The organism is Nocardia transvalensis (assembly GCF_015477765.1).
Lineage (GTDB): Bacteria > Actinomycetota > Actinomycetes > Mycobacteriales > Mycobacteriaceae > Nocardia > Nocardia transvalensis_A.
In genome coordinates, this window is sequence record NZ_JADLQQ010000004.1 from 145805 (window position 1) to 170500 (window position 24696).

At 67.9% G+C, this 24696-nt stretch carries 25 protein-coding genes; 17 read left to right on the forward strand and 8 right to left on the reverse strand.

What is annotated here, in order from left to right:
- The first annotated feature begins 1 nt into the window (after position 1).
- Entirely contained in the window at positions 2-910 is a 909-nt protein-coding gene (locus tag IU452_RS12340) for a potassium-transporting ATPase subunit C (RefSeq protein ID WP_195109148.1), read from the forward strand.
- A gap of 75 nt (positions 911-985) precedes the next feature.
- Here IU452_RS12340 and IU452_RS12345 read toward each other — a convergent pair whose 3' ends face one another.
- From IU452_RS12345 to IU452_RS12360, 4 genes are all read right to left on the reverse strand, one after another.
- A complete protein-coding gene (locus tag IU452_RS12345) occupies positions 986-1252 on the reverse strand; it encodes a hypothetical protein (protein ID WP_228817492.1) in 267 nt (88 codons plus the stop codon).
- A gap of 40 nt (positions 1253-1292) precedes the next feature.
- Positions 1293-1460, reverse strand: coding sequence for a hypothetical protein (locus tag IU452_RS12350; RefSeq protein WP_195109150.1), 168 nt, complete (start codon positions 1458-1460; stop codon positions 1293-1295).
- 194 nt (positions 1461-1654) lie between these two features.
- On the reverse strand, positions 1655-2467 hold the full coding sequence (locus tag IU452_RS12355; RefSeq protein WP_195109151.1) for a class I SAM-dependent methyltransferase: 813 nt from the start codon (positions 2465-2467) through the stop codon (positions 1655-1657).
- 125 nt (positions 2468-2592) lie between these two features.
- Positions 2593-3819 carry a L,D-transpeptidase family protein gene (locus IU452_RS12360; protein ID WP_195109152.1) on the reverse strand — a complete coding sequence of 409 codons (1227 nt, stop codon included), beginning with the start codon at positions 3817-3819 and terminating at the stop codon, positions 2593-2595.
- Between the two features lie 235 nt (positions 3820-4054).
- Here IU452_RS12360 and IU452_RS12365 point away from each other — a divergent pair, with 235 nt between their 5' ends.
- From IU452_RS12365 to thpD, 6 genes are all read left to right on the forward strand, one after another.
- Positions 4055-4765 carry a response regulator transcription factor gene (locus IU452_RS12365; RefSeq protein ID WP_195109153.1) on the forward strand — a complete coding sequence of 237 codons (711 nt, stop codon included), beginning with the start codon at positions 4055-4057 and terminating at the stop codon, positions 4763-4765.
- 79 nt (positions 4766-4844) lie between these two features.
- Positions 4845-5783, forward strand: a complete 939-nt coding sequence (locus IU452_RS12370; RefSeq protein ID WP_324192575.1) for a HAMP domain-containing sensor histidine kinase — start codon at positions 4845-4847, stop codon at positions 5781-5783.
- Between the two features lie 96 nt (positions 5784-5879).
- Positions 5880-6470: a diaminobutyrate acetyltransferase gene (gene ectA / locus IU452_RS12375; RefSeq protein ID WP_195109599.1), complete on the forward strand. Its 591-nt coding sequence runs from the start codon at positions 5880-5882 to the stop codon at positions 6468-6470.
- On the forward strand, positions 6467-7729 hold the full coding sequence (gene ectB, locus IU452_RS12380; protein WP_195109155.1) for a diaminobutyrate--2-oxoglutarate transaminase: 1263 nt from the start codon (positions 6467-6469) through the stop codon (positions 7727-7729). Before ectA ends, ectB begins: the two co-directional genes overlap by 4 nt.
- A gap of 3 nt (positions 7730-7732) precedes the next feature.
- The gene (locus IU452_RS12385) at positions 7733-8125 is read left to right on the forward strand and encodes an ectoine synthase (protein ID WP_195109156.1); all 393 of its coding nucleotides are present in this window, start codon (positions 7733-7735) and stop codon (positions 8123-8125) included.
- 20 nt (positions 8126-8145) lie between these two features.
- Complete coding sequence (gene thpD / locus IU452_RS12390) at positions 8146-9027, forward strand: ectoine hydroxylase (RefSeq protein ID WP_195109157.1); 882 nt, start codon at positions 8146-8148, stop codon at positions 9025-9027.
- Between the two features lie 141 nt (positions 9028-9168).
- Here thpD and IU452_RS12395 read toward each other — a convergent pair whose 3' ends face one another.
- Positions 9169-10293: an acyl-CoA dehydrogenase family protein gene (locus IU452_RS12395; protein WP_195109158.1), complete on the reverse strand. Its 1125-nt coding sequence runs from the start codon at positions 10291-10293 to the stop codon at positions 9169-9171.
- 1 nt (position 10294) lies between these two features.
- The gene (locus IU452_RS12400) at positions 10295-11527 is read right to left on the reverse strand and encodes an acyl-CoA dehydrogenase family protein (RefSeq protein ID WP_195109159.1); all 1233 of its coding nucleotides are present in this window, start codon (positions 11525-11527) and stop codon (positions 10295-10297) included.
- A gap of 293 nt (positions 11528-11820) precedes the next feature.
- Between IU452_RS12400 and IU452_RS12405 the strand changes: the two genes are divergently transcribed.
- The 5 genes from IU452_RS12405 to smc all read left to right on the forward strand — a co-directional run bounded on the left by IU452_RS12405 (position 11821) and on the right by smc (position 18498).
- A complete protein-coding gene (locus IU452_RS12405; RefSeq protein ID WP_195109160.1) occupies positions 11821-12252 on the forward strand; it encodes a DUF1707 SHOCT-like domain-containing protein in 432 nt (143 codons plus the stop codon).
- Positions 12253-12259: 7 nt separating this feature from the next.
- The gene (locus IU452_RS12410; protein WP_195109161.1) at positions 12260-12769 is read left to right on the forward strand and encodes a hypothetical protein; all 510 of its coding nucleotides are present in this window, start codon (positions 12260-12262) and stop codon (positions 12767-12769) included.
- Between the two features lie 60 nt (positions 12770-12829).
- Positions 12830-13261, forward strand: a complete 432-nt coding sequence (locus IU452_RS12415) for a hypothetical protein (RefSeq protein WP_195109162.1) — start codon at positions 12830-12832, stop codon at positions 13259-13261.
- A 182-nt stretch (positions 13262-13443) separates the two neighbouring features.
- Positions 13444-14823, forward strand: coding sequence for an MFS transporter (locus IU452_RS12420; RefSeq protein WP_195109163.1), 1380 nt, complete (start codon positions 13444-13446; stop codon positions 14821-14823).
- 54 nt (positions 14824-14877) lie between these two features.
- A complete protein-coding gene (smc, locus tag IU452_RS12425) occupies positions 14878-18498 on the forward strand; it encodes a chromosome segregation protein SMC (RefSeq protein ID WP_195109164.1) in 3621 nt (1206 codons plus the stop codon).
- Here the strand turns inward: smc and IU452_RS12430 are convergent.
- Positions 18495-19331 (reverse strand): SAM-dependent methyltransferase, encoded by an 837-nt coding sequence (locus IU452_RS12430; RefSeq protein WP_195109165.1) that lies wholly within the window; start codon positions 19329-19331, stop codon positions 18495-18497. The genes smc and IU452_RS12430 overlap by 4 nt on opposite strands.
- Positions 19332-19427: 96 nt before the next feature.
- Between IU452_RS12430 and IU452_RS12435 the strand changes: the two genes are divergently transcribed.
- Positions 19428-19880 carry a putative glycolipid-binding domain-containing protein gene (locus tag IU452_RS12435; protein WP_195109166.1) on the forward strand — a complete coding sequence of 151 codons (453 nt, stop codon included), beginning with the start codon at positions 19428-19430 and terminating at the stop codon, positions 19878-19880.
- A gap of 254 nt (positions 19881-20134) precedes the next feature.
- Here IU452_RS12435 and IU452_RS12440 read toward each other — a convergent pair whose 3' ends face one another.
- Positions 20135-20524, reverse strand: coding sequence for a DUF2237 family protein (locus tag IU452_RS12440; protein ID WP_067998201.1), 390 nt, complete (start codon positions 20522-20524; stop codon positions 20135-20137).
- 164 nt (positions 20525-20688) lie between these two features.
- On the opposite strand from IU452_RS12440, the gene IU452_RS12445 reads away from it, so the two are divergent.
- From IU452_RS12445 to IU452_RS12460, 4 genes are all read left to right on the forward strand, one after another.
- Positions 20689-21096, forward strand: a complete 408-nt coding sequence (locus tag IU452_RS12445) for an RpiB/LacA/LacB family sugar-phosphate isomerase (RefSeq protein WP_195109167.1) — start codon at positions 20689-20691, stop codon at positions 21094-21096.
- A gap of 136 nt (positions 21097-21232) precedes the next feature.
- A complete protein-coding gene (gene ftsY, locus IU452_RS12450) occupies positions 21233-22693 on the forward strand; it encodes a signal recognition particle-docking protein FtsY (RefSeq protein ID WP_195109168.1) in 1461 nt (486 codons plus the stop codon).
- Between the two features lie 189 nt (positions 22694-22882).
- Positions 22883-24295, forward strand: coding sequence for an ammonium transporter (locus IU452_RS12455; protein ID WP_195109169.1), 1413 nt, complete (start codon positions 22883-22885; stop codon positions 24293-24295).
- 5 nt (positions 24296-24300) lie between these two features.
- Positions 24301-24639, forward strand: a complete 339-nt coding sequence (locus IU452_RS12460; protein WP_195109600.1) for a P-II family nitrogen regulator — start codon at positions 24301-24303, stop codon at positions 24637-24639.
- The last annotated feature ends 57 nt before the right edge of the window (positions 24640-24696 follow it).

The following is a 24696-nucleotide window of genomic DNA, read 5'->3' on the forward strand; positions in this document are numbered from 1 at the left end:
TATGCGCATGTCAACCTGGATCCGGCAACACACCGCGGCGCTGCGTGCGCTGCTCGTGCTCACGGTGATCACCGGAATCGCCTATCCCGCGGTCGTTTTCGCGGTCGCTCAGCTGCCCGGCCTGCACGACAAGGCGGAGGGTTCGCTGGTGAAGCAGGACGGCAGGATCGTCGGCTCGCGCCTGATCGGGCAGGCGTTCACCGACGGTAAGGGCAATGCCCTGGTCCAGTATTTCCAGAGCCGCCCGTCGAATTCGGCGCCGTCGGACGGCAGCATTCCCGACGGCTACGACGCGACCAACTCCGCCTTCGGCAATATGGGCCCGGAGAGCATCGTCGACACCCTCGACCCGGACCCGTCCAAGACGAAGCTGAGCCTGCTGTCGACGGTGTGCTCGCGGAGTAAGGCAGTCGGTGAGCGTGAAGGGGTTTCGGGCGCCCGCCCGTTCTGCACCCCGGACGGCGTCGGCGCGGTCCTGTCGGTCATCGGCCCGCGAGATGCGCACGGCACGGTCGTGAAGCCCACCAAGGTGGTCAGCCTCAACGAGGCCTGCCCGGCCAAGCCGTTCCTGGACGCCTACAAGGGCGTGAAGGTGGACTGTGCGGTGCCGGGGGAGGACTACTCGACGGGCCAGATCGTTCCGATCCCCGGTGACGCATCCTCCGACACCCCCGTCCCCGCCGATGCGGTGACGGCCTCGGCGTCGGGCCTGGACCCGAACATCTCTCCGGAGTATGCGGCGATCCAAACGGCACGAGTCGCCAAGGCGCGCGGAATCTCCGAGGCCCAGGTCCGCACCCTGGTCGAGGCCCACACCTACAAGCGCGACCTCGGGTTCCTGGGCGAGCCCCGGGTAAATGTCCTCGAACTGAACCTGGATTTGGACAAGCAGTACCCGTTCCAGGGCTGAATCGCGCAGACGCGAGGCCCGCCTCCCCGAAAGGGGGAGGCGGCCCTCGCTTTGTGTCCCGCGTGGAGCAGTCGGTCAGCCGCCGTACAGCGCTTCCCAGACATCGAATTTGGACAGGTTGTGGACAACGGTCGCGCCGGCGAGGGTCAGCCGCAGGACCCCGGGGATGCCGTCGGTGGTGTCCCAACTGCCCGACGCTTCGGTGTAGATCAGCCCATGAACGGCGAGCATTCGGAGTGTGCGGCCGAGTTCCCGGCTCGGCATGGCGGCCGCGAGCTCGCGCGCGGTGCGCGGATGGGCCGCGAGGGCATCGAGCACCTCCACGGCGTAGCGATGCCTCACCAGTTCACGGAGCCGAGAGAGATCTGGGTGCTCGTCCATGTCAGTCGTGCTGCTCGAGGAGTACCAGCAGGCCGTCGACCGCGGCCAAGGAAGACCATTGGTCGCGGTAGACGAGGCCGGGGTGCCGGTCGGATCGCGCTATGAACGCGGAGTCCGACGGCGACCAGTGGACGTGGCACGACGACAGAGAGACCTTGCCGTTCGTCATCGCTATGTCACCAACCTCTTGCACTCGGTCGTTTCCGGAATATCCATTCAACGCCCGCCCCGCCCCCACACCCTGCGCATTTACGCTTCCTCTACTACGCAGGCCGTAGTCTTTCCGCGGTCTTGGCGGGTACGGTCACACGCGCATTCCGGCGCGGCGCTCCCGAGCCGGAGCGCCGGTCAGGGGCTGGGTTCTCAGAAGGTGAAGCGGAAGACTCGGATCCAGTCGCGGAGGGCGGGGATTCGGGTCAGGAGGCGGTAGAGGGTGCGGTAGGCGGGGTGGGGGATTCGGGGGTATTGCGGGACTATGGCTGCGGTGTCCGCGTGGGTCAGGCGGGGGTTCCACTGTTCGACGACGCGTCCGTCCTCGATGGCCGTCGAGTAGGCGGGGTAGCTGGTCAGGCGGCTCGGAATGCGTTGGAGGAAGCGGGTCATTCCGGCCGAGACCCCGTCGAACAGGAGTTCTCCGGCGGGAAATCGGTCCGTAATCCGTTGCAGGAGTAGGCGGATGTCGGGTTCGTCGAGGTACATGAGGACGCCCTCGGCGATGATCAGAACTGGATTCTCGGCGGGGATCTCGGTCAACCAGTCCGGATCGGTGACCGAGGACGGCAGCATCCGGTAGCGGTCGGTCTCCTCGTAGAGCTTGCGCCGGAGGTCGATCACGTCGGGGAAGTCGACATCGAACCAGCGCACGCCCTCCGGGAGCGCCAGCCGCAACGGCCGGCTGTCCAGGCCGCAACCGAGCTGAACCACTGTCGCATCGGGATGTCTCCGCAGGAAATCGCCGGCCCACTCGTCGAACTGTCTGGCCCGCACCGCCACCAGAAACCGGTTACCGGCGGTCCATTTCAACTTCCCGAAGTTGTAGTCGATCCGGTCGACCGCCTCGGCCGCCGCGCGATCCCCGAGGATCGGCTCCTTCTCCCGGCTGTCCAACGCCCTCAGATACAGCGTCACCAACATGGTGGACTGCACCCCGCCGAGCTCGACCTTCCCTGTCGTCATGCTCCACCCCTCTGCGATCCGCGGTGTATCCCATCTCGTCACATGGTGTCGACATCACCAGTGTGCTCCCGGAATCCGGCGAGCAGGATGCGGAATCATCGGGCGTAGAGGGGATGTGACGGCGCTCAGCGCAGGGCGCTACCGGCCAGCCACTCGTCCCACGGAATTGTCCAGTCGCCGTTGTTCCATGACGCCTGGGCCGGGCCGGTGGTGTTGCGGATCTCCACCACGTCGCCGGGGAGTGACCAGTTGTAGAACCATTTGGCGTTGTCGCCGTTGAGGTTCAGGCAGCCGTGGGAGGTGTTGGTGTTGCCCTGGGCCCAGACCGTGGAATCGAGTTGGTGCAGATAGATTCCGTCGCCGCTGATGCGGGTGGCCCAGGGGATGGCCTCCTTGTAGCCGAGCCGGGAGTTGACCGGCAGGCCGTAGGTGGAGGAGTCCATGATCACCGGGTTGCCCTTGTCCTGCACGGTGTAGATGCCGGCGGGGGTGTTGAAGTAGATGGTCTTGTTGCCGACCACCTCGCTGCCGCCGCGGCCCATCGAGGTGGGCATCGAGCGGATCAGCTTGCCGTTCTCGTAGACATCGACCATGTGGGTGTTGTCGTCGGCGATGGAGACGTGCGACGGGCCGATGGTGAAGGAGGTCTTGGCATCCTCCTGCCCGTACAGGCCGTTGCCCAGCTGCTGGCCGTAGATCTTGGCCTGCACGGTCACCTTCGTGCCTGGTGCCCAATACTTCTCCGGGCGCCAGTGCGCATTGCGCTTGTCCAGCCAGTACCAGGAGCCCTGCACCGGTGGATCGGCGGTGACCTGCAGCCGCTTCTCGGCGGCCGCCTTGTCGGGGATGTCCTCGTCGAAGTGCGCGACGATCACCGTGCCGACGCCGTAGGTGGCGCCCTCGGCGAGCGGCTGGCCGCCGGTTGTGGTCAGATACAGCTTGGTCTGATTGCTCGGGGTGAGGGTCGAGAACGAGGCCTTCGTCGGGCCGGTCGGGCCGGTGACGGAGATTCCCTGCGCGGTGACGGTGTAGGTATGATCGTATCCAAGCGGACCGGTCGGTTTCCAAGCCGTCTTGTCCGGGGTCAGAATGCCCTCGACGGGCTTGCCCTGCTCGTTCTCCATGGTGACCGAGGTCAGGATTCCGTCGGAGGCGCTCACCTCGATCTTGCCCAGCGGGTCGACGTCCTTGCTGCCGTCCCCCGGCGTCACCGCGATGACGGGTCCCGCCGGGCCGGGAGCCTCGGGCGCCGATTTCGACGCTGTTCCCGACGAAGATGAGCACGCGGCCATCAGCATCGTCACCAGGGCGAAGCCCAGGGCAATACTGAATCGGCAGCGGCGACCTGACATGGTGTCTCCTGCGCTCGCCGTGCGCCTGGGCGGACGAGAACCCCCGCAGCGCACCAATCGCCTAACTGTCTCGACGGGTAGTTTACGGGGCGGCCCGAGGGCGCGGCACCCCGAGGTGTTGCCCCATGTTTACGCGGTGGCTGCCGGGGTACCCCAGTTACCGTTCTGTGTCCGTCGATAGCGGATCGTAAGGATGCACGGCCACGAGCCAACGCGTCTGCTAGGGAAGTAGATTATGAGCGCTAACCTGATGATCGTAGAGGACGACGACCGGGTCCGGAGCGCCCTGCGGCTGGCCATGGAGGATGAGGGCTACGACGTCGCCGAGGCGGAGGAGGCCGAGGATGCGCTCGAACACCTGCGCGACAACGGCGCGCCGGATGTGATGATCGTCGACCTGATGCTCGGCGATATGGACGGCTTCTCCTGCATCCGGGAGATCCGCCGCGACCACGACGTACCGATCATCGTGGTGAGCGCGCGTGACGACACTCACGATGTGGTGGCCGCGCTGGAGGCCGGTGCGGACGATTTCGTGACCAAGCCGTTCGAGATCAAGGAGATCACCGCCCGGATGCGGGCGCTGCGCCGGCGCGCCCAGCAGTTCGCCGAGCCGCCCACCCCGCAGGAGGTGGTGCTCGATGCCGATCCCGAAGCGCCCCTGCTGCTTTCGGCCGATGCGGGGACGGTGCGCCGGGGTGAGGAGGAGCTGCATCTGACCCTCACCGAATTCCGGCTGCTGTGCGAGCTGGCCGAGACCCCGGGCCGGGTGCTGTCGCGCAGCGTGCTGCTCGAAAGGGTATGGGACCGTGGCTTTTTCGGTGACGAGCGGATCGTGGACGTGCATGTGCGCCGCCTGCGCACCAAGATCGAAAAGGATCCGTCGGAGCCCGCCATCGTGGTGACCGTGCGCGGGCTCGGCTACCGGCTCGATGTCCAGCGCTAGCAGATTCTTCCGATACAGTTTGCCTCGGCGGCAAAGTTTGCGTGGCCGTGCGGTTTTCGCGTTCGCGGTGACAGCGGGCGTGGTATCGGCGCTCTTGGCGGCGACGGTGGCCGCATTCGGCCGCGGCTTCGGGGAGACCGTTGCCGTCTGTGCGATCGGCGGCACCGGAATCGGCGCGATCTTCGGGCTGTGGCTGTCGCGGCGGCTGCTGGAACCCCTGCATCAGGTGACCGGCACCGCGGCGCGGATCGCCTCGGGGCAACTCGGCACCCGCCTGCCCGATACCGACGACCCGGATCTGGCGCCCACCGTGGACGCGTTCAACGCCATGGTCGATTCGCTGCAGCGGCGCATCGATCGGGAACGGCGGCTGGTGGGTGATGTGAGTCACGAATTGCGGACCCCGCTCACCACCTTGACCACCAGCGTGGGCGTGATGGCCCGATATCGCGATGAGCTGCCCGAACGGTCGCAGCGGGCGCTGGAGCTGGTGCGGGCCGAATTGGATCATCTGCGCCGATTACTCGACGATCTGCTGGCTCTCGCGCGCGCGGAGGCGCGTATGCACGGCGCCGACGCCGAGCCGCTGTCGATGCGCGAGCTGCTCACCCACACGCTGGCCGAACTGCGCTATCCGCCCGAGCTGCTGACCGTCACCGCCGACGGCATCGTGACCGGGCGCAAACTGGAACTGGAACGGGCGGTGGTAAACCTGTTGGAAAACGCGCAACGCCACGGCGGCGGGGCGGTCGGTGTCGGTCTGGCTAGAGTGGGAACCGAGATCGTCATCACAGTCGACGACGCCGGGCCGGGTGTGGCACCCGAGGACCGGCAACGTGTCTTCGAACGCTTCGTCACAGTGCGGCGTGGTCGCCGCTCGGGAACCGGCACCGGGATCGGGCTGGCGTTGGTCGCCGAAACCGTTGCGGCCCATGGGGGCCGAGTGGAGTGCGCGGATCGGCCGGGCGGTGGCGCGCGGTTCACGCTGTGGTTGCCGATGAGTGACGCAACTCACTGAAAATGCTGCTGTAACACGACTGTAATGCAGTCGACAGGTTGGCCTCAAAGTAAGTTGGCAAATCTTAAATACGTGCTGCAGATCCGAACACGGAGTATGCCGATCAGTTCATCCGCCACCACGACACTCGAAAGGGGTTGGGAAACACCTGCGCCCGCGCTGATTCGCCCACCGCGACTCGGCGACGGAGCTGCCATGTGGCGGATCGCCGTCGATTCCAAGGTGCTCGACGCGAATTCCAGTTATGCATATCTGCTGTGGTGTCGTGATTTCCGGGGCACCTCGGTCGTCGCCGAAATCGACGACCGAATCGCCGGATTCGTCACCGGATATCTGCGCCCGGAGGCGCCGGATGTGCTGTTCATCTGGCAGGTCGCCGTCGACCACGATTTCCGCGGCCGGGGGCTCGGTGTCGCGATGCTGGACGATTTGGTAGAGTCCGTTGCGGCCCAAGGGATTTCGACTCTGGAGACGACGGTGTCGCCGGATAACGAGGCCTCGCTGGCGATGTTCGCCTCCCTGGCCCGTCGGCGTGACGCCGAGCTCACCAAACAGACGTTGTTCGAACCGCAGGATTTTCCGGACGGGCACGAGCCCGAGGACCTGTACCGGATTGCGCCGCTGAAAGCCGCGGCGCGAGCCACGGCAGAGGACGTGGCGCACACATCACGGAAGGATCATCGATGACCACCGCTGAGATGACCGTTTTCGAAAATTTGGAATCGAACGTGCGTGGCTATTGCCGTTCCTGGCCGACGCTGTTCGATACGGCCCAGGGCGCGTGGTTGCGCGATGGCAATGGCCGAGATTATCTGGACTTTTTCGCCGGTGCGGGCGCCTTGAACTACGGGCACAACAATCCGGTGCTCAAGCAGGCCCTGCTGGATTACATTGCCCGCGATGGCATCACCCACGGCCTGGACATGTCGACGGTGGCCAAGCAGCAGCTGCTGGAGACCATCAACACCGTCCTGCTGGACCCACGCGGTCTGGACTACAAGGTGCAGTTCCCCGGGCCGACCGGCGCGAACGCGGTGGAGGCGGCGCTGAAGCTGGCCCGCAAGGTGACCGGGCGCACCACGATCCTGAACTTTACGAACGCGTTTCACGGGATGACGCTGGGCGCGCTGTCGGTCACCGGCAACGCCGCCAAGCGGGCCGGTGCGGGCGTGCCGCTGGTGCACGTCAATCCGATGCCCTACGACGGCTACCTCGACGGCTCCGACGGGCTGGCGTGGATGGAACGGGCGCTGGACGACAACTCCTCCGGCGTGGACAAGCCCGCGGCGGTGATCGTGGAGACCGTGCAGGGTGAGGGCGGCGTCAACGTGTCGCGGCCGGAGTGGCTCAAGCGGCTGGCCGAACTGTGCTCCTCGCGCGGGATTCTGCTGATCGTCGACGACGTGCAGATGGGTTGCGGGCGCACCGGCCCGTTCTTCTCCTTCGAGGTTGCGGGCATCACCCCCGATATCGTGACGCTGTCGAAATCCATTGGTGGATACGGTCTTCCGCTGGCGCTGGTGCTGATGCGCCGCGATCTGGACCAGTGGGCGCCGGGTGAGCACAACGGGACCTTCCGCGGCAACAACCCCGCCTTCGTCACCGCCCAGGCCGCACTCGAGCACTTCTGGTCCGACGGGCGGCTGGAGGAGTCGACGGCGGCCAAGGGGGAGCGGATCCGAAAGTCGTTCGCCGCGTTGGCCGACAACTATGATGGGGTGTCCACCCGCGGCCGCGGCCTGGTGCACGGGCTGGTGTTCGACGAGGCCTCTCAGGCGGGAAAGGTCAGCCGCATCGCCTTCGAACACGGCCTGCTGGTGGAGACCTCCGGCGCCGAGGACGAGGTGGTGAAACTGCTACCGCCGCTGACGATTACCGATGACGAACTCGACCACGGCCTGAGCATTCTCGGCCGCGCGGTCGATATGGTGCGAGGAGGCAACTGACCCATGATCGTGCGGACCACCGCGGAGATCACCGGTACCGACCGCGATGTCGCGGACGCGGGCTGGCGCAGCAAGCGCATCATCCTGGCCGGTGACGGGGTCGGTTTCTCCTTCCACGAGACCACCATTCAGGCCGGCACCAGCCACGAGTTCCACTACGCCAACCACGTCGAGGCGGTGTGGCTGGTCGAGGGCGAGGGCACGCTCACCGATCTGGACAACGGTGTCAGCTACGAATTGGCGCCCGGCTCGATGTATCTGCTGGACGGACACGAGCGCCATCGCGTCGAAACCCGCACGCAGATGCGGATGTTGTGCGTGTTCAATCCGCCGGTGACCGGTCAGGAGGTGCACGACGAGAACGGCGTCTATCCCTTGGTCGCCGTAGCCGAATAGGTGAGGAGGAGAACACTTCGATGACGTTGGCAGACAGTCGACTCGACCGCTACCCCACCCGCACCGCCGGGCCCGCGCCGCTGGTCGAGCGCACCGATCCCACCGTGTGGGGACGGATCGAGACGCCCGCGCTGGCGAACTTCGACGCCGACGGGTACGCGATCATCGACGAGTTGCTGACACCGGTCGAGGTGGCCGACTTCGCCGCCGAGATCGACCGCCTGGCAAGCGATCCCGAGCTGCGGCTGGACGAGCGGGTGATCATCGAGAAGAAGTCGAACCGGGTGCGGTCGATCTTCGAGGTGCACAAGATCAGTGCGGCCGTCGCCGCGCTGGTGCGGGACGAGCGCGTGGTCGGGATGGCCCGGCAGGTGCTCGGCTCGGATGTGTACATCCACCAGAGCCGGGTGAACTACATGCCCGGATTCGAAGGCGCCGGCTTCTACTGGCATTCGGACTTCGAGACCTGGCATGCCGAGGACGGTATGCCGTCGCCGCGGGCGGTGAGCCTGTCGATCGCGCTGACCGACAACTACCCGTTCAACGGCAGTCTGATGGTGATGCCCGGCTCGCAGCGCACCTATGTGCCGTGCCAGGGCGAGACCCCGGCCGACCACTACCGGGAATCGTTGCGGGAGCAGCAGATCGGCGTGCCGTCGCATGCGCACATCACCGAACTGGCGGACCGGTACGGCATCGCCCAGTTCACCGGTGCGCGCGGCTCGGCGCTGCTGTTCGATTCGAACATCATGCACGGCTCGGCGAACAACATCACCCCGTTCCCGCGCTCGAACATCTTCCTGGTGTTCAACAGCGTCGAGAACACCCTGCAGGAGCCGTACGCCGCCCCCGCTCCCCGCCCGACCCACATCGCCGCCCGGGATTTCACTCCCGTGCGCTGATGAACCCGCGCCGCCGCCCACGGGACGACACGGCGGCGCACCGGAGCCGGTCCTCGTCGGGACGACCGGCCCGACCCCCGAGGCGCCCCACTGTGCCGGCAGTGGGGCGCCTCACCCATTCCCACCCCAGCCGCTGCGGGATTAGGGGCGGGTGAGGGTGGCGTAGCGGGTGATGTGGTGGGTGGTGGGCCCCCATTCGTTTTGGATGGCGGTGAGGCGTTTGAAGTAGTGGCCGATGGGGAGTTCTTCGGTCATGCCCATGGCGCCGTGGAGTTGGACGGCGTGTTGGCCGATGAAGCGGGCGGCGCGGCCGATGGTGGCCTTGGCGGCGGCTGCGGCGCGGGCGCGGATCGGGGGCTCGGCGTCCAGTTTCAGGGTGATGAGATAGGCGGCGGCGGTGGCCTGTTCGAGTTCCAGGTGCATGTCGACCATGCGATGTTGCAGCACTTGGAAACTCGCGATCGGCACGCCGAACTGATGGCGCTGCTTGGCGTATTCGACCGTGTCGGTGAGGACCCGGCGCATGGCGCCCACGGCCTCGGCGGAGAGGGCGGCGATGGCCTCGTCGACGGCGGTGGCGAGGGAATCGCCCGCCGCGCCTTCGGTTCCCAGCAGCGCATCGCCCGGGACCCGGACATTCTCGAGGACGATATCGGCGGCGCGACGCTCGTCGATGGTCCGGTAGGAATGCAGGGTCAGGCCCGCGGTGCCCGCGTCCACGACGAACAGCGACGGGCCGTCCGAGCCGGGCGTGCGCGCGGTGACCAGCAGGTGGGTGGCCAGGGGAGCGCTGGTCACGACGATCTTGGTGCCGTCGAGCACCCACGCATCGCCGTCGCGCCGCGCGGTGGTCGAGACCCGGGTCAGGTCGTAGCCCGAATCCGCCTCCAGCGCCGCAAGTCCCGCGATCACCTCACCGGCGGCGATGCCCTGCAGCAGGGATTCGGCGCGGGCGCCACCGGCGCGCCGCAGCAGTCCGCCGCCCACCACCACGGTGTCGACGTACGGCTCCACGACCAGGGCACCACCCAGTGCCTCGGCGATGATCATGGTCTCCACCGCGCCACCGCCGAATCCCCCCACGGCCTCGGGCAGACTCGCGCCGAGGATGCCGACCTCCTCGGCGAAGGCACGCCAGATCTCCGGCTGCCAGCCCGCGCCGACGCGGGCCGCGGCGCGGCTCTTCTCCAGGTCGTAGCGGGCCGTCAGGAAATCTGTGACGGTGTTGCGGAGCAGCTGTTGTTCGGCGGTCAGTTCGAAGTCCATGTCACAGTCCCAGGGTTGCCTTGGCGATGATGTTGCGCTGAATCTCGTTGCTGCCCGCATAGATCGAGCCGGCGCGGTCGTTGAAATAGCGCAGCGGCGCGACCGCCTGCCATTCCTCGCCGCTGACGTAGCCGTCGGCGGGCGGCAGGTAGTCGGCCACCGGACCGCCCGGCATGGTCGCGTGCGGCTGGTAGACGCGCCCGCGCGGGCCCGCCGCCTCGAGGGCGAGTTCGGTGAGCTGCTGGCTCAATTCGGTGCCGAGGATCTTCAGCGTCGAGGCCGCCGGGCCGGGGTTGCGGCCGTGCGAGATCGCCGACATCGTGCGGTATTCCAGGATCTCCAGCACGTCGGCACGGATGCGGGCGTCGGCCAGTTTCGCGGAGAACGCCGGATCATCCAGCAGCGCACCGCCATTCGGGCCGGGCTGACCGGCGGCCTGATTCGCCAGGGCCTCGGCCAGCACCTGCAGGGTGGGACCGTATGCGGCGCCGCCGCGTTCGAAGTTCAGCAGGTATTTGGCGACGGTCCAGCCATCGTCGATGCGGCCCAGGACATTGGTCTTGGGCACCCGCACCTGATCGAAGAACACCTGATTCTGCACCTGTTCGCCGGAGGTCATGACCAGCGGACGCACCTGGATGCCCGGGGCGTCCATGGGGATGAGCACGAAGGTGATGCCCTGCTGCTTGCGGGCCAGCTTCGACGTGCGGACCAGGCAGAAGATCCAATTCGCTTCCGTCGCATGGGTGGTCCAGATCTTGCTGCCCGTGCACACCAGATCGTCACCGTCGTCGACGGCGGCCATGGTGAGCGAGGCCAGATCCGAACCCGCCTCCGGCTCCGAATAGCCCTGGCAGAAGAAGAGCTCGCCAGTGAGGATGCGCGGCAGGAAGAACGCCTTCTGGTCCTCGCTGCCGAAGGCGATGATGGCGTGCGCCACCATGCGGATGCCCATCGGCGACAGCGCGGGCGCGCCGGCCAGGGTCGATTCCCGGTCGAAGATGTAGTGCTGGGTGAGGCTCCAGTCGCAGCCGCCGTACTCCACCGGCCAGGCGGGTGCGGCCCAGCCGCGGGCGTGCAGGATGCGCTGCCACGCCATGCTGGCCTCGTGATCCGGGTAGACGCTCGTGGCGAGCTGCCCGGCGCGGCGTAGCTCGGGGGTCAGGTTCTCGTCCAGAAAACGCCGCACCTCGTCGCGAAACGCCAGATCGGTGGGCGACCAGTCCAGATCCACGGACAACTCCTTGTGCGATAAGTGGAGCTCCACCATCTCATTTTCCCGCATCCAAGCGCAAATGGTCGTTAACTTAAGTGTCTTTTGCCCTCCCGCGACCCGCGGAGCGCTCTCGCATCCCTGTTGCCTCGCGGAGCGCTCTCACGCCCCCATTGCCTCGCTGAGCGCTCTCATATCCCTATGCCTCGCGGAGCGCTCTCACATCCCTGGCCGAAGGCCAGGGTTGACATTCCAATGTGGAGGATGGACCATGGAACTATCTTCCACTTTGGAATATCGACAGGATCCACGTCATGCACATCTCGACCGATATCCGCGTCTCCGATGCCGAACGGCAGCAGGTGGCCGACCTGCTGGTTCGGTATGTGGGCGAGGGACGAATCACCCTGGGCGAATACGACGAGCGCGTGGCCCGCGTCTATGCCGCTACGACACGTGATGATCTGCGGTTGGTGCTGTCGGACTTGCCGAAGCCGGTAAGCCGTGCGGCCCGGCCGAATTCGACAGCCGCGCGCTCCGTGCGCCTTCCGATCTGGCAACGCATCGAGGGCGGCGCCTGGCTCGGCGTCGGCGTGCTGTGCCTGGTGATCTGGGGGCTGATCTCGCTGGGCGCCGGGCAATTCACCTACTTCTGGCCGATGTGGGTCATCGGCCCGTGGGGTGCGGTGCTGGCGTTGCGGGCCCTCACCGGCTTCGAGGCCCGCGGGTGCCACCGTGTGAGGTAGGTGTGTCATGTCGGCTTACACTCTGCTGCTCATCGTGCACATCGTCACCGGGAGCGCGGGGCTGTTGCTGGGCCCGATCGTGATGTGGGTGGACACCCGGGGCCGGGATCGCACCTACGGCAGCGTGTATGTGGCTCTCGTTGTGGCCGTGGCAATTTCGGCCGTTGGACTGGTGGTGGTGCGTCGCCACGATCTATGGTGGCTCATTCCGGTCTCGGCACTGACCGTGGCACTGGCCGTCATCGCTCAGCGCAGGATCGGGCGCCCCGAACGCTTCCGCGGCCACCTCTACGTCCACTGTCAGGGCGGCTCCTATATCGCCTTGGTCACCGCCACGGTCGTGGTCTCGTTCGCACTCGACGGCCCCCTCACCGGCGGCTGGCAGCTGATCGCCTGGCTCGGCCCGACCGCGATCGGCGCACCGCTGCTGGAGGTCTGGCGGCGCCGGGCATTCGGGCCCGAAACCGACCGTCGGTCCGCAAACTTCGGTCCGACACACCCAATTCGGGCATGGTGACCACCAATTTCGCACAGTAGCTTGCGATCTCGAGCACTCTGTAGGGAAAGATAGGGCCCCATGACCGCATCTCGAGTGTTTCGTTCGTTGTTGCGTGCCGTGCCCGCGGTGCTCATCGCCGTGATCGCCGCCGCCACCTTCGCCGCGGCCGGTGGCGTGGCGGCCGCCCAGGCGCCCGGCATTCCCGCACTGCCCGGTGGTGTGCAGCGCCTGCAGGTCGCGCCCGGCCAGAACACCGGCGCCAGCGGCAGCGTCATCCGGGGTAAGACGGACAGCTACTCCGTGGCCGCCGGACCGGGGCAGCCCCTGCACGTGGAGGTCACCTCGCCCACCAACAACGCCCGAGTGTCGGTGGCCCCGCTGATCGGCCCGCAGATCGCCAACGAGGCCCCCGCCGCCGATTTCGTCGCCGACGGCACCGACTACCAGGTGGTCGTCTCCTCCGCCGACGGCAACGCCGCCGACTACACCCTGACCATCACCTCGGCCTGACGTTTTCGATTCGTCTCTGTGAGAGATCAGCCCGGACTGCCACGGCAGCCGGGCTGATCGCATTCTGCGCCAGTGTGATTCGGGTCGATGTCGAGCCCACCCAAATTCGCTGGCTGCGGCCTTCGGGCAGTACCTAGGCTCGGCACCTCGACGAGCCGTCGCCGACACTCGAGGAGGTGCATGTGACCAATCCTGGGACGACGATCACCGCAACCGGAGAACGGCAGTGGCGTATCGCCGAGCATGCGCTGCTGTGGGCGATCGGCCTGACCACCTTCACGATCGGGATCGACACCACCGTCGTCGGAGTCGCGCTGCCCGCCATCCGCGGCGGATTGCCGCAGTCGTCGTGGAGTGCCACCGCCGTCGTCGTGGGCTATACCCTCACCTTCGGCGCCTTCATGTTGTCCGCCGGGCACATCGCGGATCGTTTCGGTCGAAAGCGCGTATTCACCTGGGGGATCGGCGTTTTCGCGGCGACCTCGGCACTGTGCGGCCTGGCGCCGACCCTTCCCGTGCTGGTCGTGGCCCGGCTGGCTCAAGGGGTGGCGGCCGCGGCCCTCAATTCGGCGGGGATGGCCCTGTTGGCGGAGAACTTCCGAGGCGAGTCGCAGCGCAGGGCGTTTCGCATCTGGGGCGCGATCATGGGGGCGAGCTTCGCCGCGGGGCCGATCATCGGCGGTCTGGCGACCGACTACGTCGGGTGGCGGTGGATCTTTCTCGTCAACGTGCCGGTGCTCGTTGCCTGCGGTCTCGTCGTGCACCGTCTGGCCGCGAGTAGCCCTCGGCGCGACGGCGGGTCGCCAGACCTGTTCGGCCAGTTCATGACCGTCGGGATGGGAGCGGCCGTCTTCACCGCGGTATCGGCCGTCGACAGCCGAGCCTGGGCCCTGACCGCCGGGGCCGCTGCCGTCGGAGCCGTGTGCGCGGCGGGCCTGCTGGGCCGGACCTCCAGCCCGCAGCACATTCTGGACCGGTCGTATTTCGACAGTGCGGCGCTGGTGTGCGTGACGATCGTCCCGGTTCTGTTCTCGATAGCCTTCTGGTGCCTGCTCATCATCGTTCCGGATCGGCTCGGCACCCGGGTCGGCGCCGATCCCGTGCATGCGGCGTTCTGGGTGCTGCCCCTGACCGCCGGGCTGGTGCTGGCGGCATTCGTCCCGATGACACGGCTCCGAGCGGACTACCGGGCAAGTATCGGCGTCGGATTCGCCGGATTGAGCCTCGGCGCAGTCGTGGCGGCGGTCTCCGGGTCGTCGGCGGGGCTGGTGGCGGGCATGGCCGTCATGGGGCTCGCCGCGGGATATATGAATCCCGATGTCGCCCAAGCGGCTATCGCCCTGTCGGACCCCGCGCGCAGCGGCGTGGCGGCCGGGCTGACCAGCACGATGCGGCAGCTCGGATTCGGCGTCGGCGTGCTGGGAGTGGGCGCCGTCGGGGGTGGGGCGGCGTCGCCGTCGGCCGCGCTGTCGCCTATCTTCGGTGTATCAGCGGTCGCGGCCGTCGTCGGCTCGGCGGTCGCGATCACGATCTACGCCGTGACCCGCGCGAAGGGCAACTGAATCGCGCGGCCCGGGTACCGGCCGACGGCGAAGTTAGCGGTAGATTGGCCTGCTGTGCACCTGAAGAGTCTGACGCTGAAGGGGTTCAAATCCTTCGCGTCCGCGACGACGCTGCGCTTCGAGCCGGGCATCACCTGCGTGGTGGGGCCGAACGGCTCGGGCAAGTCGAACGTCGTCGACGCGCTGACCTGGGTGATGGGTGAGCAGGGCGCGAAGGCGCTGCGGGGCGGCAAGATGCAGGACGTCATCTTCGCCGGGACCGCGGGCCGCGCGCCGCTCGGGCGTGCCGAGGTGACGCTGACCATCGACAACTCCGACGGTGCCCTGCCCATCGACTACTCCGAGGTGTCGATCACCCGCCGCATGTTCCGCGACGGCGCCGGTGAATACGAGATCAACGGCAACTCCTGCCGTCTGATGGATGTGCAGGAGTTGCTGTCCGATTCCGGCATCGGCCGGGAGATGCACGTCATCGTCGGCCAGGGGCAGCTGTCGGCGATTCTGGAATCGCGCCCCGAGGACCGCCGCGCCTTCATCGAGGAGGCCGCCGGCGTGCTCAAACACCGCAAGCGCAAGGAGAAGGCGGTCCGCAAGCTGGAGGCCATGCAGGCCAATCTGGCCCGCCTGACCGACCTCACCACCGAGCTACGCCGCCAGCTCAAACCGCTCGGCCGCCAGGCCGAGGTGGCCCGGCGCGCGGCGACGGTGCAGGCCGAACTGCGCGACGCCCGGCTACGCTTGGCCGCCGACGACCTGGTGAGCCGCCGCCGCGACCTGGAGAGCCAGCAGAGCAAGGAAGCCTTCGCCCGCGAACAGCACATCAACGTCCAGGCCGAACTCGACGCCGCCAATGCGGCGCTGGCGCAACAGGAATTCCAGCTCTCGCGGCTCACCCCGTCGGCCGAGGCCGCCGCCCAGACCTGGTTTCAGCTGTCGGCGCTGGTGGAGCGGGTCAATGCCACCATCCGCATCGCCCGCGACCGCGCCCGCAACCTGACCATCGAACAGCCCACCGGCACCGGGCGCGATCCGGACCAGCTCGAGGCCGAGGCCGCCCGCGTGGAGGCCGAGGAGGCCGAACTGCTGGAGGCGGTCGAGGTCGCCACCGCCACCCTGGAGGCCGCGCGCGAACAGCTCCACGAACGCGAACAGGCCGCCAAGGCCGCCGAGCAGGCGCATCTGGCGGCGGTGCGGGCCATCGCCGACCGCCGCGAGGGCCTGGCCCGGCTGTCGGGCCAGGTGGACAATCTGCGCACCCGCGCCCAGTCCGCGGAGACCGAGATCGCCCGGCTGTCGACGGCCCTGTCCGAGGCGCGGCAGCGAGGCGCCGCCGCCGAGGCCGAATTCGAATCCGTGCAAAACGAACTCAGCGACCTCGACGCGGGCGAGGAAAGTCTCGACGCCGCCTACGAGCACGCCGCGCAGGCCCTGGAACTGGCCGATCAGCGGGTGGCCGAACTCCGCGAGAAGGACCGCGAGGCCAGCAAGAAGGTCGCCTCGCTCACCGCCCGCATCGAGGCCCTGACGATGGGCCTGTCCCGCAAGGACGGCGGCGCCTGGCTGATGGAACACCATGGCGAGGGCCTGCTCGGCCCGCTGTCTGCCCTGCTGCGTGTGCACCCCGGCTACGAGGCCGCCGTCGCGGCAGCTCTGGGCCCGCTCGCCGATGCCATTGCCGCCGAATCGGATTCGTCCGCTCGGGCGGCCATGCGCGCAATCAAGGAGGCCGACGGCGGACGCGCCGCACTGGTCTTCGGCAATGCCGGGGGAGCGGGGTCGGGGGATACGGCGGCACGTCCTGAGTTGCCCAGCGGGGCGCGATGGCTTGCCGATGTCGTGGATTGCCCGGCGAATATGCGGGTCGCCATCGATGCGCTGACCCTGCGGACCGCGGTCGTCGAGGATCTCGCGGCGGCGGCGGACGTTCTTGCGGCACAACCGGATCTGCGCCTCGTCACTCGCGATGGTGATCTCACCGGTACCGGTTGGCTGCTCGGCGGCTCGGATCGGGCGCCCAGCAAGCTCGAGATTCAGGCCGATATCGACGCCGCCCAGGCCGAATTGGAGTCGTGGCAGCGGCAGGCCGAGGAACTCGAGGCGGCGCTGGCGGGGGCGCTGGCCGAGCAGACCGATCGGAAGGAGGCCGTCGACCAGGCGCTGCTGGCCCTGCACGAATCCGATCAGGCGTTGGTGGCCATCTACGACCGGCTCGGCCGCCTCGGCGACACCGCCCGGACCGCACACGCCGAATGTGAGCGACTATTGGCCCAGCGCGCCGACGCCGAGACCGCGCGCGACGAGAATCTGGAGAAGCTCGCCGAACTCGAGGATCGGCTGCGGCACGTGGAATCCGAACAGTCCGACCTGGATTCGGATGCCGATGCCGGGACCGAAACGGCCGGACAGGAGCGCGAGGAGGCGGCCGCCGCCCTCGCCGAGGCCCGCTCCATGGAGGTGGAGGCGCGGCTGGCCGTCCGCACCGCCGAGGAGCGCGCCGAATCCGTTCGCGGCAAGGCCGATTCGCTGCGCCGCGCCGCCCGCGCCGAACGCGAGGCCCGCGCCCGCGCCGAACGGGCCCAGGCCGCGCGCCGCCGCGCCGCCGAGGTCGCCGCCGTGGTCGCCGACTCCGCCGAACGCATTGCCGCCGAGCTGCAGACCGTGGTGGCCGAGGCATCCGCCCGCCGCGACGAATTGGTGCGCCGCCGCACCGAATGCGCCGCCCAGGTCGACCGGACCAAGGAGCGGGTGCGCGCCCTGACCGCCCAGCTGTCGCAGCTCACCGATGCGGTGCACCGCGACGAGGTGGCCCGCGCCGAGGCGGCGCTGCGCATCGAACAGCTGGAACAGAACATCAGCGAACAGTTCGGCATCGCCCTGGACGACCTGATCGCCGAATACGGCCCTGATGTGCCAATGCCGCCGTCGGCGTTGGAGATTCAGGAGTACGAGCAGGCCCGCGAGCGCGGCGAACAGGTCAGCGAGCCCCAGCCCATGCCCTACGACCGGGCTACGCAGCAGCGGCGCGCCAAGCGGGCCGAGAAGGATCTGACCACCCTCGGCAAGGTCAATCCCCTTGCGCTGGAGGAGTTCGCGGCCCTCGAGGAGCGCTACACCTTCCTGTCCACTCAGCTCGAGGACGTCCGCAAGGCCCGCCAGGACCTGCTGGACGTGGTCGCCGAGGTGGATGCGCGCATCCTGCAGGTGTTCACCGAGGCCTATGAGGATGTGGCACGCGAATTCGTCGAGGTGTTCGGCAAGCTGTTCCCCGGCGGTGAGGGGCGGCTGCTGCTCACCGAACCGGGCGACATGCTCAGCACCGGTGTCGAGGTGGAGGCCCGCCCGCCGGGCAAGAAGGTCAAGCGCCTATCGCTGCTGTCCGGCGGCGAGAAGTCGCTGACCGCGGTGGCGTTGCTGGTGGCCATCTTCCGCGCCCGTCCCTCACCGTTCTACGTGATGGACGAGGTCGAGGCGGCGCTCGACGACACCAACCTGCGCCGGCTCATCGGCCTGTTCGAGCAGCTGCGCGAGAAATCGCAGCTGATCGTGATCACCCACCAGAAACCGACCATGGAGATCGCCGACGCCCTCTACGGCGTGAGCATGCGCGGCGACGGCATCACCCAGGTCATCTCCCAGCGCCTGCGCGGCGAAAACCTGGTGGGCGCACCGAGTTAGCGCGGGCCCGGCTTCACGCCGACGGCGCCGACGGTGTCGAAGTAGGTGGCCGAGGTGTCCTCGTCCGGGTCCGGGCGCCACTGCGGGACTCGGACCAGGCCCGGTTCCACCAGATCGAATCCGTCGAACAGGGCGGTGATTTCGTCCAGGGAGCGCATGATCAGCGGGGTGGGCGTCTGTTTGCTCATCTCCACCGTGTCGGCGAGTTCCTGTGCGGGCCAGCCCGCGCTGGTCATATGGGAGATCACCAGCATGCTGCCGGGAACCAGCCGATCGCGCAGCGCGGCGAGCATGGCGTGGGGTTCGGCGCTGGCGGGGATGTAGTGCAGCAGCGCGACCAGCAGCACGGCTACCGGCTTGTCGAAGTCCAGCTGCGCGCGCACCGCAGGATCGGCGACGATGGCCTCCAAGTCGCGGGCGTCGGCGCGGATCGCCGTGGCCCACGGGACGTCGGCGAGGATGCGGCGGCTCATGACCACCGCCACCGGGTCGATATCGGTGTAGACGACGCGGGCGTCGACCCCGAGATCGGCCAGGATCTCGTGCACATTCCCGGCCGTGGGGATGCCGGAGCCGATATCGAGGAACTGTGTCACCCCCTGCTCGGCGCAGTAGGTGACCGCGCGGCGCAGGAACGCCCGGTTGGTCCAGGCCGAACGCAGGCTGTGCGGCCACCGTTTACGTCCCAGCTCCGCCAGTTCCCGATCGACGCTGAAATTGTGGGAGCCGCCGAGGGCGTAGTCGTAGATCCGAGCGATACTCGGCACGCTGGGGTCGATATCGTCGCTGGCCCAATCGGGGAGCAGCGGTGGTGTCCCGGAGATCTCGGACATCGTCATCCACCCCGTGGTGTCGCTGGGTTGGGAAGGCGCCGCGGGAACGCGACCAAACAACCATACGCGACGGCCTCACATCGCTACCCTCATCGCGTGCAAACTTTCGTTTGGGAGGGAATCGACGAGCCGCGCATGGAGATCGTGCATGTGGACAGCCTGGACCGCGCGCACGGCACCCAACTCGGAATGGTGTACGAATTACGTTGGTGGCTCGATGGTTCGGAGCTGACCGTCGACGGCGGTGACGGGCCGGTGCGCCACGGTCTGGACGGGGCCGATTTCTTCGATCTGCAGCACAGCGCGTTCTTCAACTCCCTGCCGGTGCTGCGGGACGGTCTGCTCGCGACCGCGGGGCCGCCGCGCGACTACACCATGCGCTTCGTCACCGTGCCCGCACTCACCGCGGCCCCCGTCCGGCAGCGATACCAGCCGAACGGAGACCGCACCGTGCGCTTCAGCACGGGTGACTACCAGGCTCGGATCGACTTCGATCGGGACGGTTTCGTCGTTCTGTATCACGACTATCTGCGGCGGCTGCATCCGTGATCGGCGCATCGCCCGGTGGGCGAGCGGACAGGGTGACCGTGCCGGATTTCAGGTCCACCAGCGGGTCGTCGCCGGAGAGGCGATCGTCCACCTTGGCGATCGCGACCCACTCCTTGCGTTCGTGAATGTGCTTGCGGGACGGGCCGAACAGCTCGTCCACCACCTCGACCCCCGGGTAGCTGTGTTCACGCGGCCTGCGCCGACGCCACCAACTCACCTCATCGACAGTACCCCGGCGCCGACCGCGGCTCGGTTCACAGCAGGTCGCTGACGTCGTCGGGAACGTCGACGGCGTATTTGCGCAGCGTCTCCATCGGGATGACCTCGAGCGCGTTCTCGTGCGTGGCGGCCAGCACGACCGGTGCGGCGACGCCGTCCTCGTGGGCGTGCAGCCAGCGCACGGCGACCACACACCACCGGTCCCCGGGTTGCAGTCCGGGAAAGTTGTTCTCCGGGCGCGGGGTGATCAGATCGTTGCCGATCGACTTCTGGTGCTCCAGGAACTCCTGGGTCACCACCGTGCACACCGTGTGGCTGCCCAGGTCTTCGGGGCCGGTGCTGCAGCATCCGTCCCGATAGAAGCCGGTGAGAGGATCGGTGCCACACTCCTCCAGCGGTCCCCCAAGCACATTTCGATCGGTCACGTGGCCGATCCTATTGTCTCTGTGTTGGATTCGCCGCGCCTTCCGCGCCGTGGTGTTCGGTCGACCAGACCGGTCGGTAGTGAGAGGGTTTCTCCCTCCCCGGTCAGGCGCGTTCGCAACTGGCTGGTCGGCGCATGTCGTATCGGAAAACTACCCTCGTTGGTATGCGGATTGCGTTCGGAACCGACGAGTCCACCGATCTGACCCGGCACGTCAAGGACTGGTTGACGCATCGGGGGCATGAGGTCGTGATCGTCGGCGAGGACATCGCCTGGCCCGAGGTCGGGCGCGGTGTCGGCGAGGCGGTCGCCGCGGGACACGCGGACCGCGGCGTAGTGTGCTGCTGGACCGGCACGGGCGTGTCGATCGCCGCGAACAAGGTGGCGGGCGTGCGGGCCGCGCTGTGCACCGACCGGGCCACGGCCGAAGGCGCCCGCAAATGGAACGACGCCAACGTCCTGGCATTCGGCCTGCGCCTGACCTCGCCCACGATCGCCGACGAGATGCTCGACGCCTTCCTCACCACACCCCCCGACCAGTCCGAGGCCGAGAACTTCGCCCGCCTGGGGTAGGGATTCCGGCCGAGAGCGTGCCGGAACCAAGGGGAGCGCCCTCACGCTTCGTTTCCCGGCGTGTCCTCACGCTTCGTTTCCCGGCGTGCTTTCGGCCGGGACCAGGCACGGTTATGGCTTCTGAAAGGATGGGCGCGTGACTGCGCAAGCTTGGATTCTGATCGCCGTGATCGCCGCCGTGCTGGTGGTGGCGCTCGTGGCCGGATTCGTCCTGTACCGGCGCCGCCGGGTGACGCTGACCCCGGCCGCTCCCGACAAGGAGCTGACCGACCGGTCGGGCGGGTATACGGCAGCCGGGGGATTCAGCTTCAGTCAGGGCGGGGCCGGGTCGGCGACGCTGACGCCGACCCAGGAACGCCCCGAGCCCGTGCCGATCGAGCGGACCGACGACGAGGGTCAGCCGCACGTCGGCGACGATGCCGCCATCCCGCGCGATTCGGCCCGTCGCACCATCACCGATGTCCGGCTGCCGGAACCGGAGACCGACGAGCAGGCCCCGGCCGATACCGCGCCCGCCGCGCCGACGGCACCCGCCCCTGCGGATACGGCTGCGACGACCGAAGCTCCCGCAGCCCCGGCCGAGACCACCGATACCGCAGTCGCACCCGCTGCGCCTGCCGAACCCGCGGAAGCCCCCGCCGAACCCTCGGTCCCCGAACCGCAGATCGAGGAGATCGAGCCCACCAGCGGCCGCCTCACCCGCCTGCGCGGCCGGTTGGCCCGCTCCCAGAACGCCGTCGGCAAGAGCCTGCTGGGTCTGCTCGGCGGCGGCGACCTCGACGAGGACTCCTGGGAGGAGATCGAGGACACGCTGGTGATGGCCGACCTCGGGACCGCGAGCACCACCACGATCGTGGAGCGGTTGCGCGAGGAACTGGCCGCCCGGACCGTCCGCACCGCCGATCAGGCCCGCCAGGTGCTGCGCGATGTGCTGATCGAGGCCCTGCGTCCCGAGATGGACCGTTCCATCCGGGCGCTGCCGCACGACGATCACCCGTCGATCCTGCTGGTCGTCGGCGTCAACGGCACCGGAAAGACCACCACCACCGGCAAATTGGCCCGCGTGCTGGTCGCCGACGGCCGCCGGGTCCTGCTGGGCGCGGCCGACACCTTCCGTGCCGCGGCCGCCGATCAGCTGCAGACCTGGGGTGAGCGGGTCGGCGCGGACACCGTGCGCGGCCGGGAGGGCGCCGACCCGGCGTCGGTGGCCTTCGACGCCGTCAGCACCGGCATCACCAACGGCGTCGACGTCGTGCTCATCGACACCGCGGGCCGCCTGCACACCAAGACCGGCCTGATGGACGAGCTGGGCAAAGTGAAGCGGGTGGTCGAGAAGAAGGCGGCCGTGGACGAGGTGCTGCTGGTCCTCGACGCGACGGTCGGGCAGAACGGTCTCACCCAGGCCCGCGTCTTCTCCGAGGTCGTCGACATCACCGGCGTGGTGCTGACCAAGCTCGACGGCACGGCCAAGGGCGGCATCGTCTTCCAGGTTCAGCACGAGCTCGGGGTTCCGGTCAAACTGGTCGGCTTGGGCGAGGGCTCCGACGATCTCGCCCCCTTCGAGCCGGCCGCCTTCGTCGACGCCTTGCTCGGCTGACGCAGGGGATTTCTCATCTCGGCAGCGCTTTCACGGGGAAGTACAAACCGCCTGTGAGCGCGGTGAAACACAGCCGCAACACCGGTGCCCGATCCGTTCACGCAGGTGAAACATCACAGCGGCACGGACGAAACACCGAATCGCGAACCTTCTGTGCAGGCTCGTCGCCGCGGTTTGGCCGAGCCCGAGATGAGGAGGAACAAGGTGGCGTATCCCTTGCTCGGTGTTCCCGACACCGGCGATACCGCATGGATGCTGGCGAGCTCGGCGCTCGTCCTGCTGATGACACCGGGACTGGCGTTCTTCTACGGCGGCATGGTCCGCTCGAAGAACGTGCTCAACATGATCATGATGAGCATCAGTGCGATGGGCGTCGTCGGCGTGCTCTGGTCGATCTACGGCTTCTCGGAAGCCTTCGGCGACAATAAGTTCGGCGTGATCGGCGACCCGACGCAGTTCTTCGGGCTGAAGGGTCTGATCGGCAGCAACGCCGCCAAACCGGTCCCCGCCGACCCGGCCACCGGCGCTGCCGCTGTGTCCGGGACCGACATCCCGCTGGCGGGCACGATCCCGATGACGGTGTTCGTCGCCTTCCAGCTGATGTTCGCCATCATCACGGTGGCCCTCATCTCGGGCGCGGTCGCCGACCGCCTCAAGTTCAGTGCCTGGCTGAGTTTCGCGGCCATCTGGGTGACCGTCGTGTACTTCCCTGTCGCGCACTGGGTGTTCGACTTCGACGCCAAGGACGCCGCGGGCAACGTCGTGCACGCCGGTGGCTGGATCGCCAACAAGCTGCAGGCCATCGACTTCGCCGGCGGTACCGCGGTGCACATCAACGCCGGTGCCGCGGGCCTGGCGCTGTGTCTGGTGCTGGGCCGGCGCAAGGGCTGGCCGACCACCCCGATGCGCCCGCACAACCTTCCCTTCGTCATGCTCGGTGCCGGTCTGCTGTGGTTCGGCTGGTTCGGTTTCAACGCCGGTTCGGCCCTGACCTCCAACGGCCGTGCCGGTTCCACCTTCCTCGCCACCACGTTCGCCACCTGCGCCGCCATGCTGGCCTGGTTACTGGTGGAGAAGTTCCGCGACGGCCGGCCCACCAGCCTGGGCGCCGCGTCGGGCATCGTGGCCGGCCTGGTCGCCATCACCCCGGCCTGCTCGTCGGTCAACGTGCTGGGGGCCCTGGCGATCGGCACGGTGTCCGGTGCGCTGTGCGCGCTGGCGGTCGGCCTGAAGTTCAAGCTCGGCTTCGACGACTCGCTCGACGTGGTCGGTGTGCACCTGGTCGGCGGTTTGGTCGGTACGCTACTGGTCGGTCTGCTGCTGGCTCCCGAAACCGACGCGGGCATCGCGACCGGCCGCAAGGGCCTGTTCTACGGCGGCGGTTTCGAGCAGCTCGGCAAGCAGGCCATCGGTGCCTTCACCGTGCTCGCCTTCTCGTTCGTCGTCACCCTGATCATCGCCTACATCATCAAGTTCACCATCGGCCTGCGTGCCTCGGAGGAAGAAGAGTTCGAGGGTATGGACGAATCGGAGCATGCTGAAACGGCATACGATTTCGCTGCTGTGGGTGGCACGGCACGTACCGCCGTCAAGGAGGCATGACGAAAATGAAACTCATCACTGCAATCGTCAAACCGTTCACGCTCGAGGACGTCAAGACCGGTCTCGAGCAGGCGGGTGTGCTGGGCATGACGGTCAGCGAGGTCCAGGGTTACGGCCGGCAGAAGGGCCACACCGAGGTGTACCGCGGCGCCGAGTACTCGGTGGACTTCGTACCCAAGGTCCGTGTCGAGGTGGTCGTGGACGACGCCTCCGTGGAGAAGGTCGTCGAGGTGATCGTCGAGGCCGCCCGCACCGGCAAGATCGGTGACGGCAAGGTCTGGGTCACCCCGGTGGATTCGGTGATCCGGGTCCGCACCGGAGAACGCGGCGCCGACGCTCTGTAGGGAACAGCGAACAGTCGAGCGGCGGCCCCGCCCCACCGGACTCCGGCCGGGGCGGGG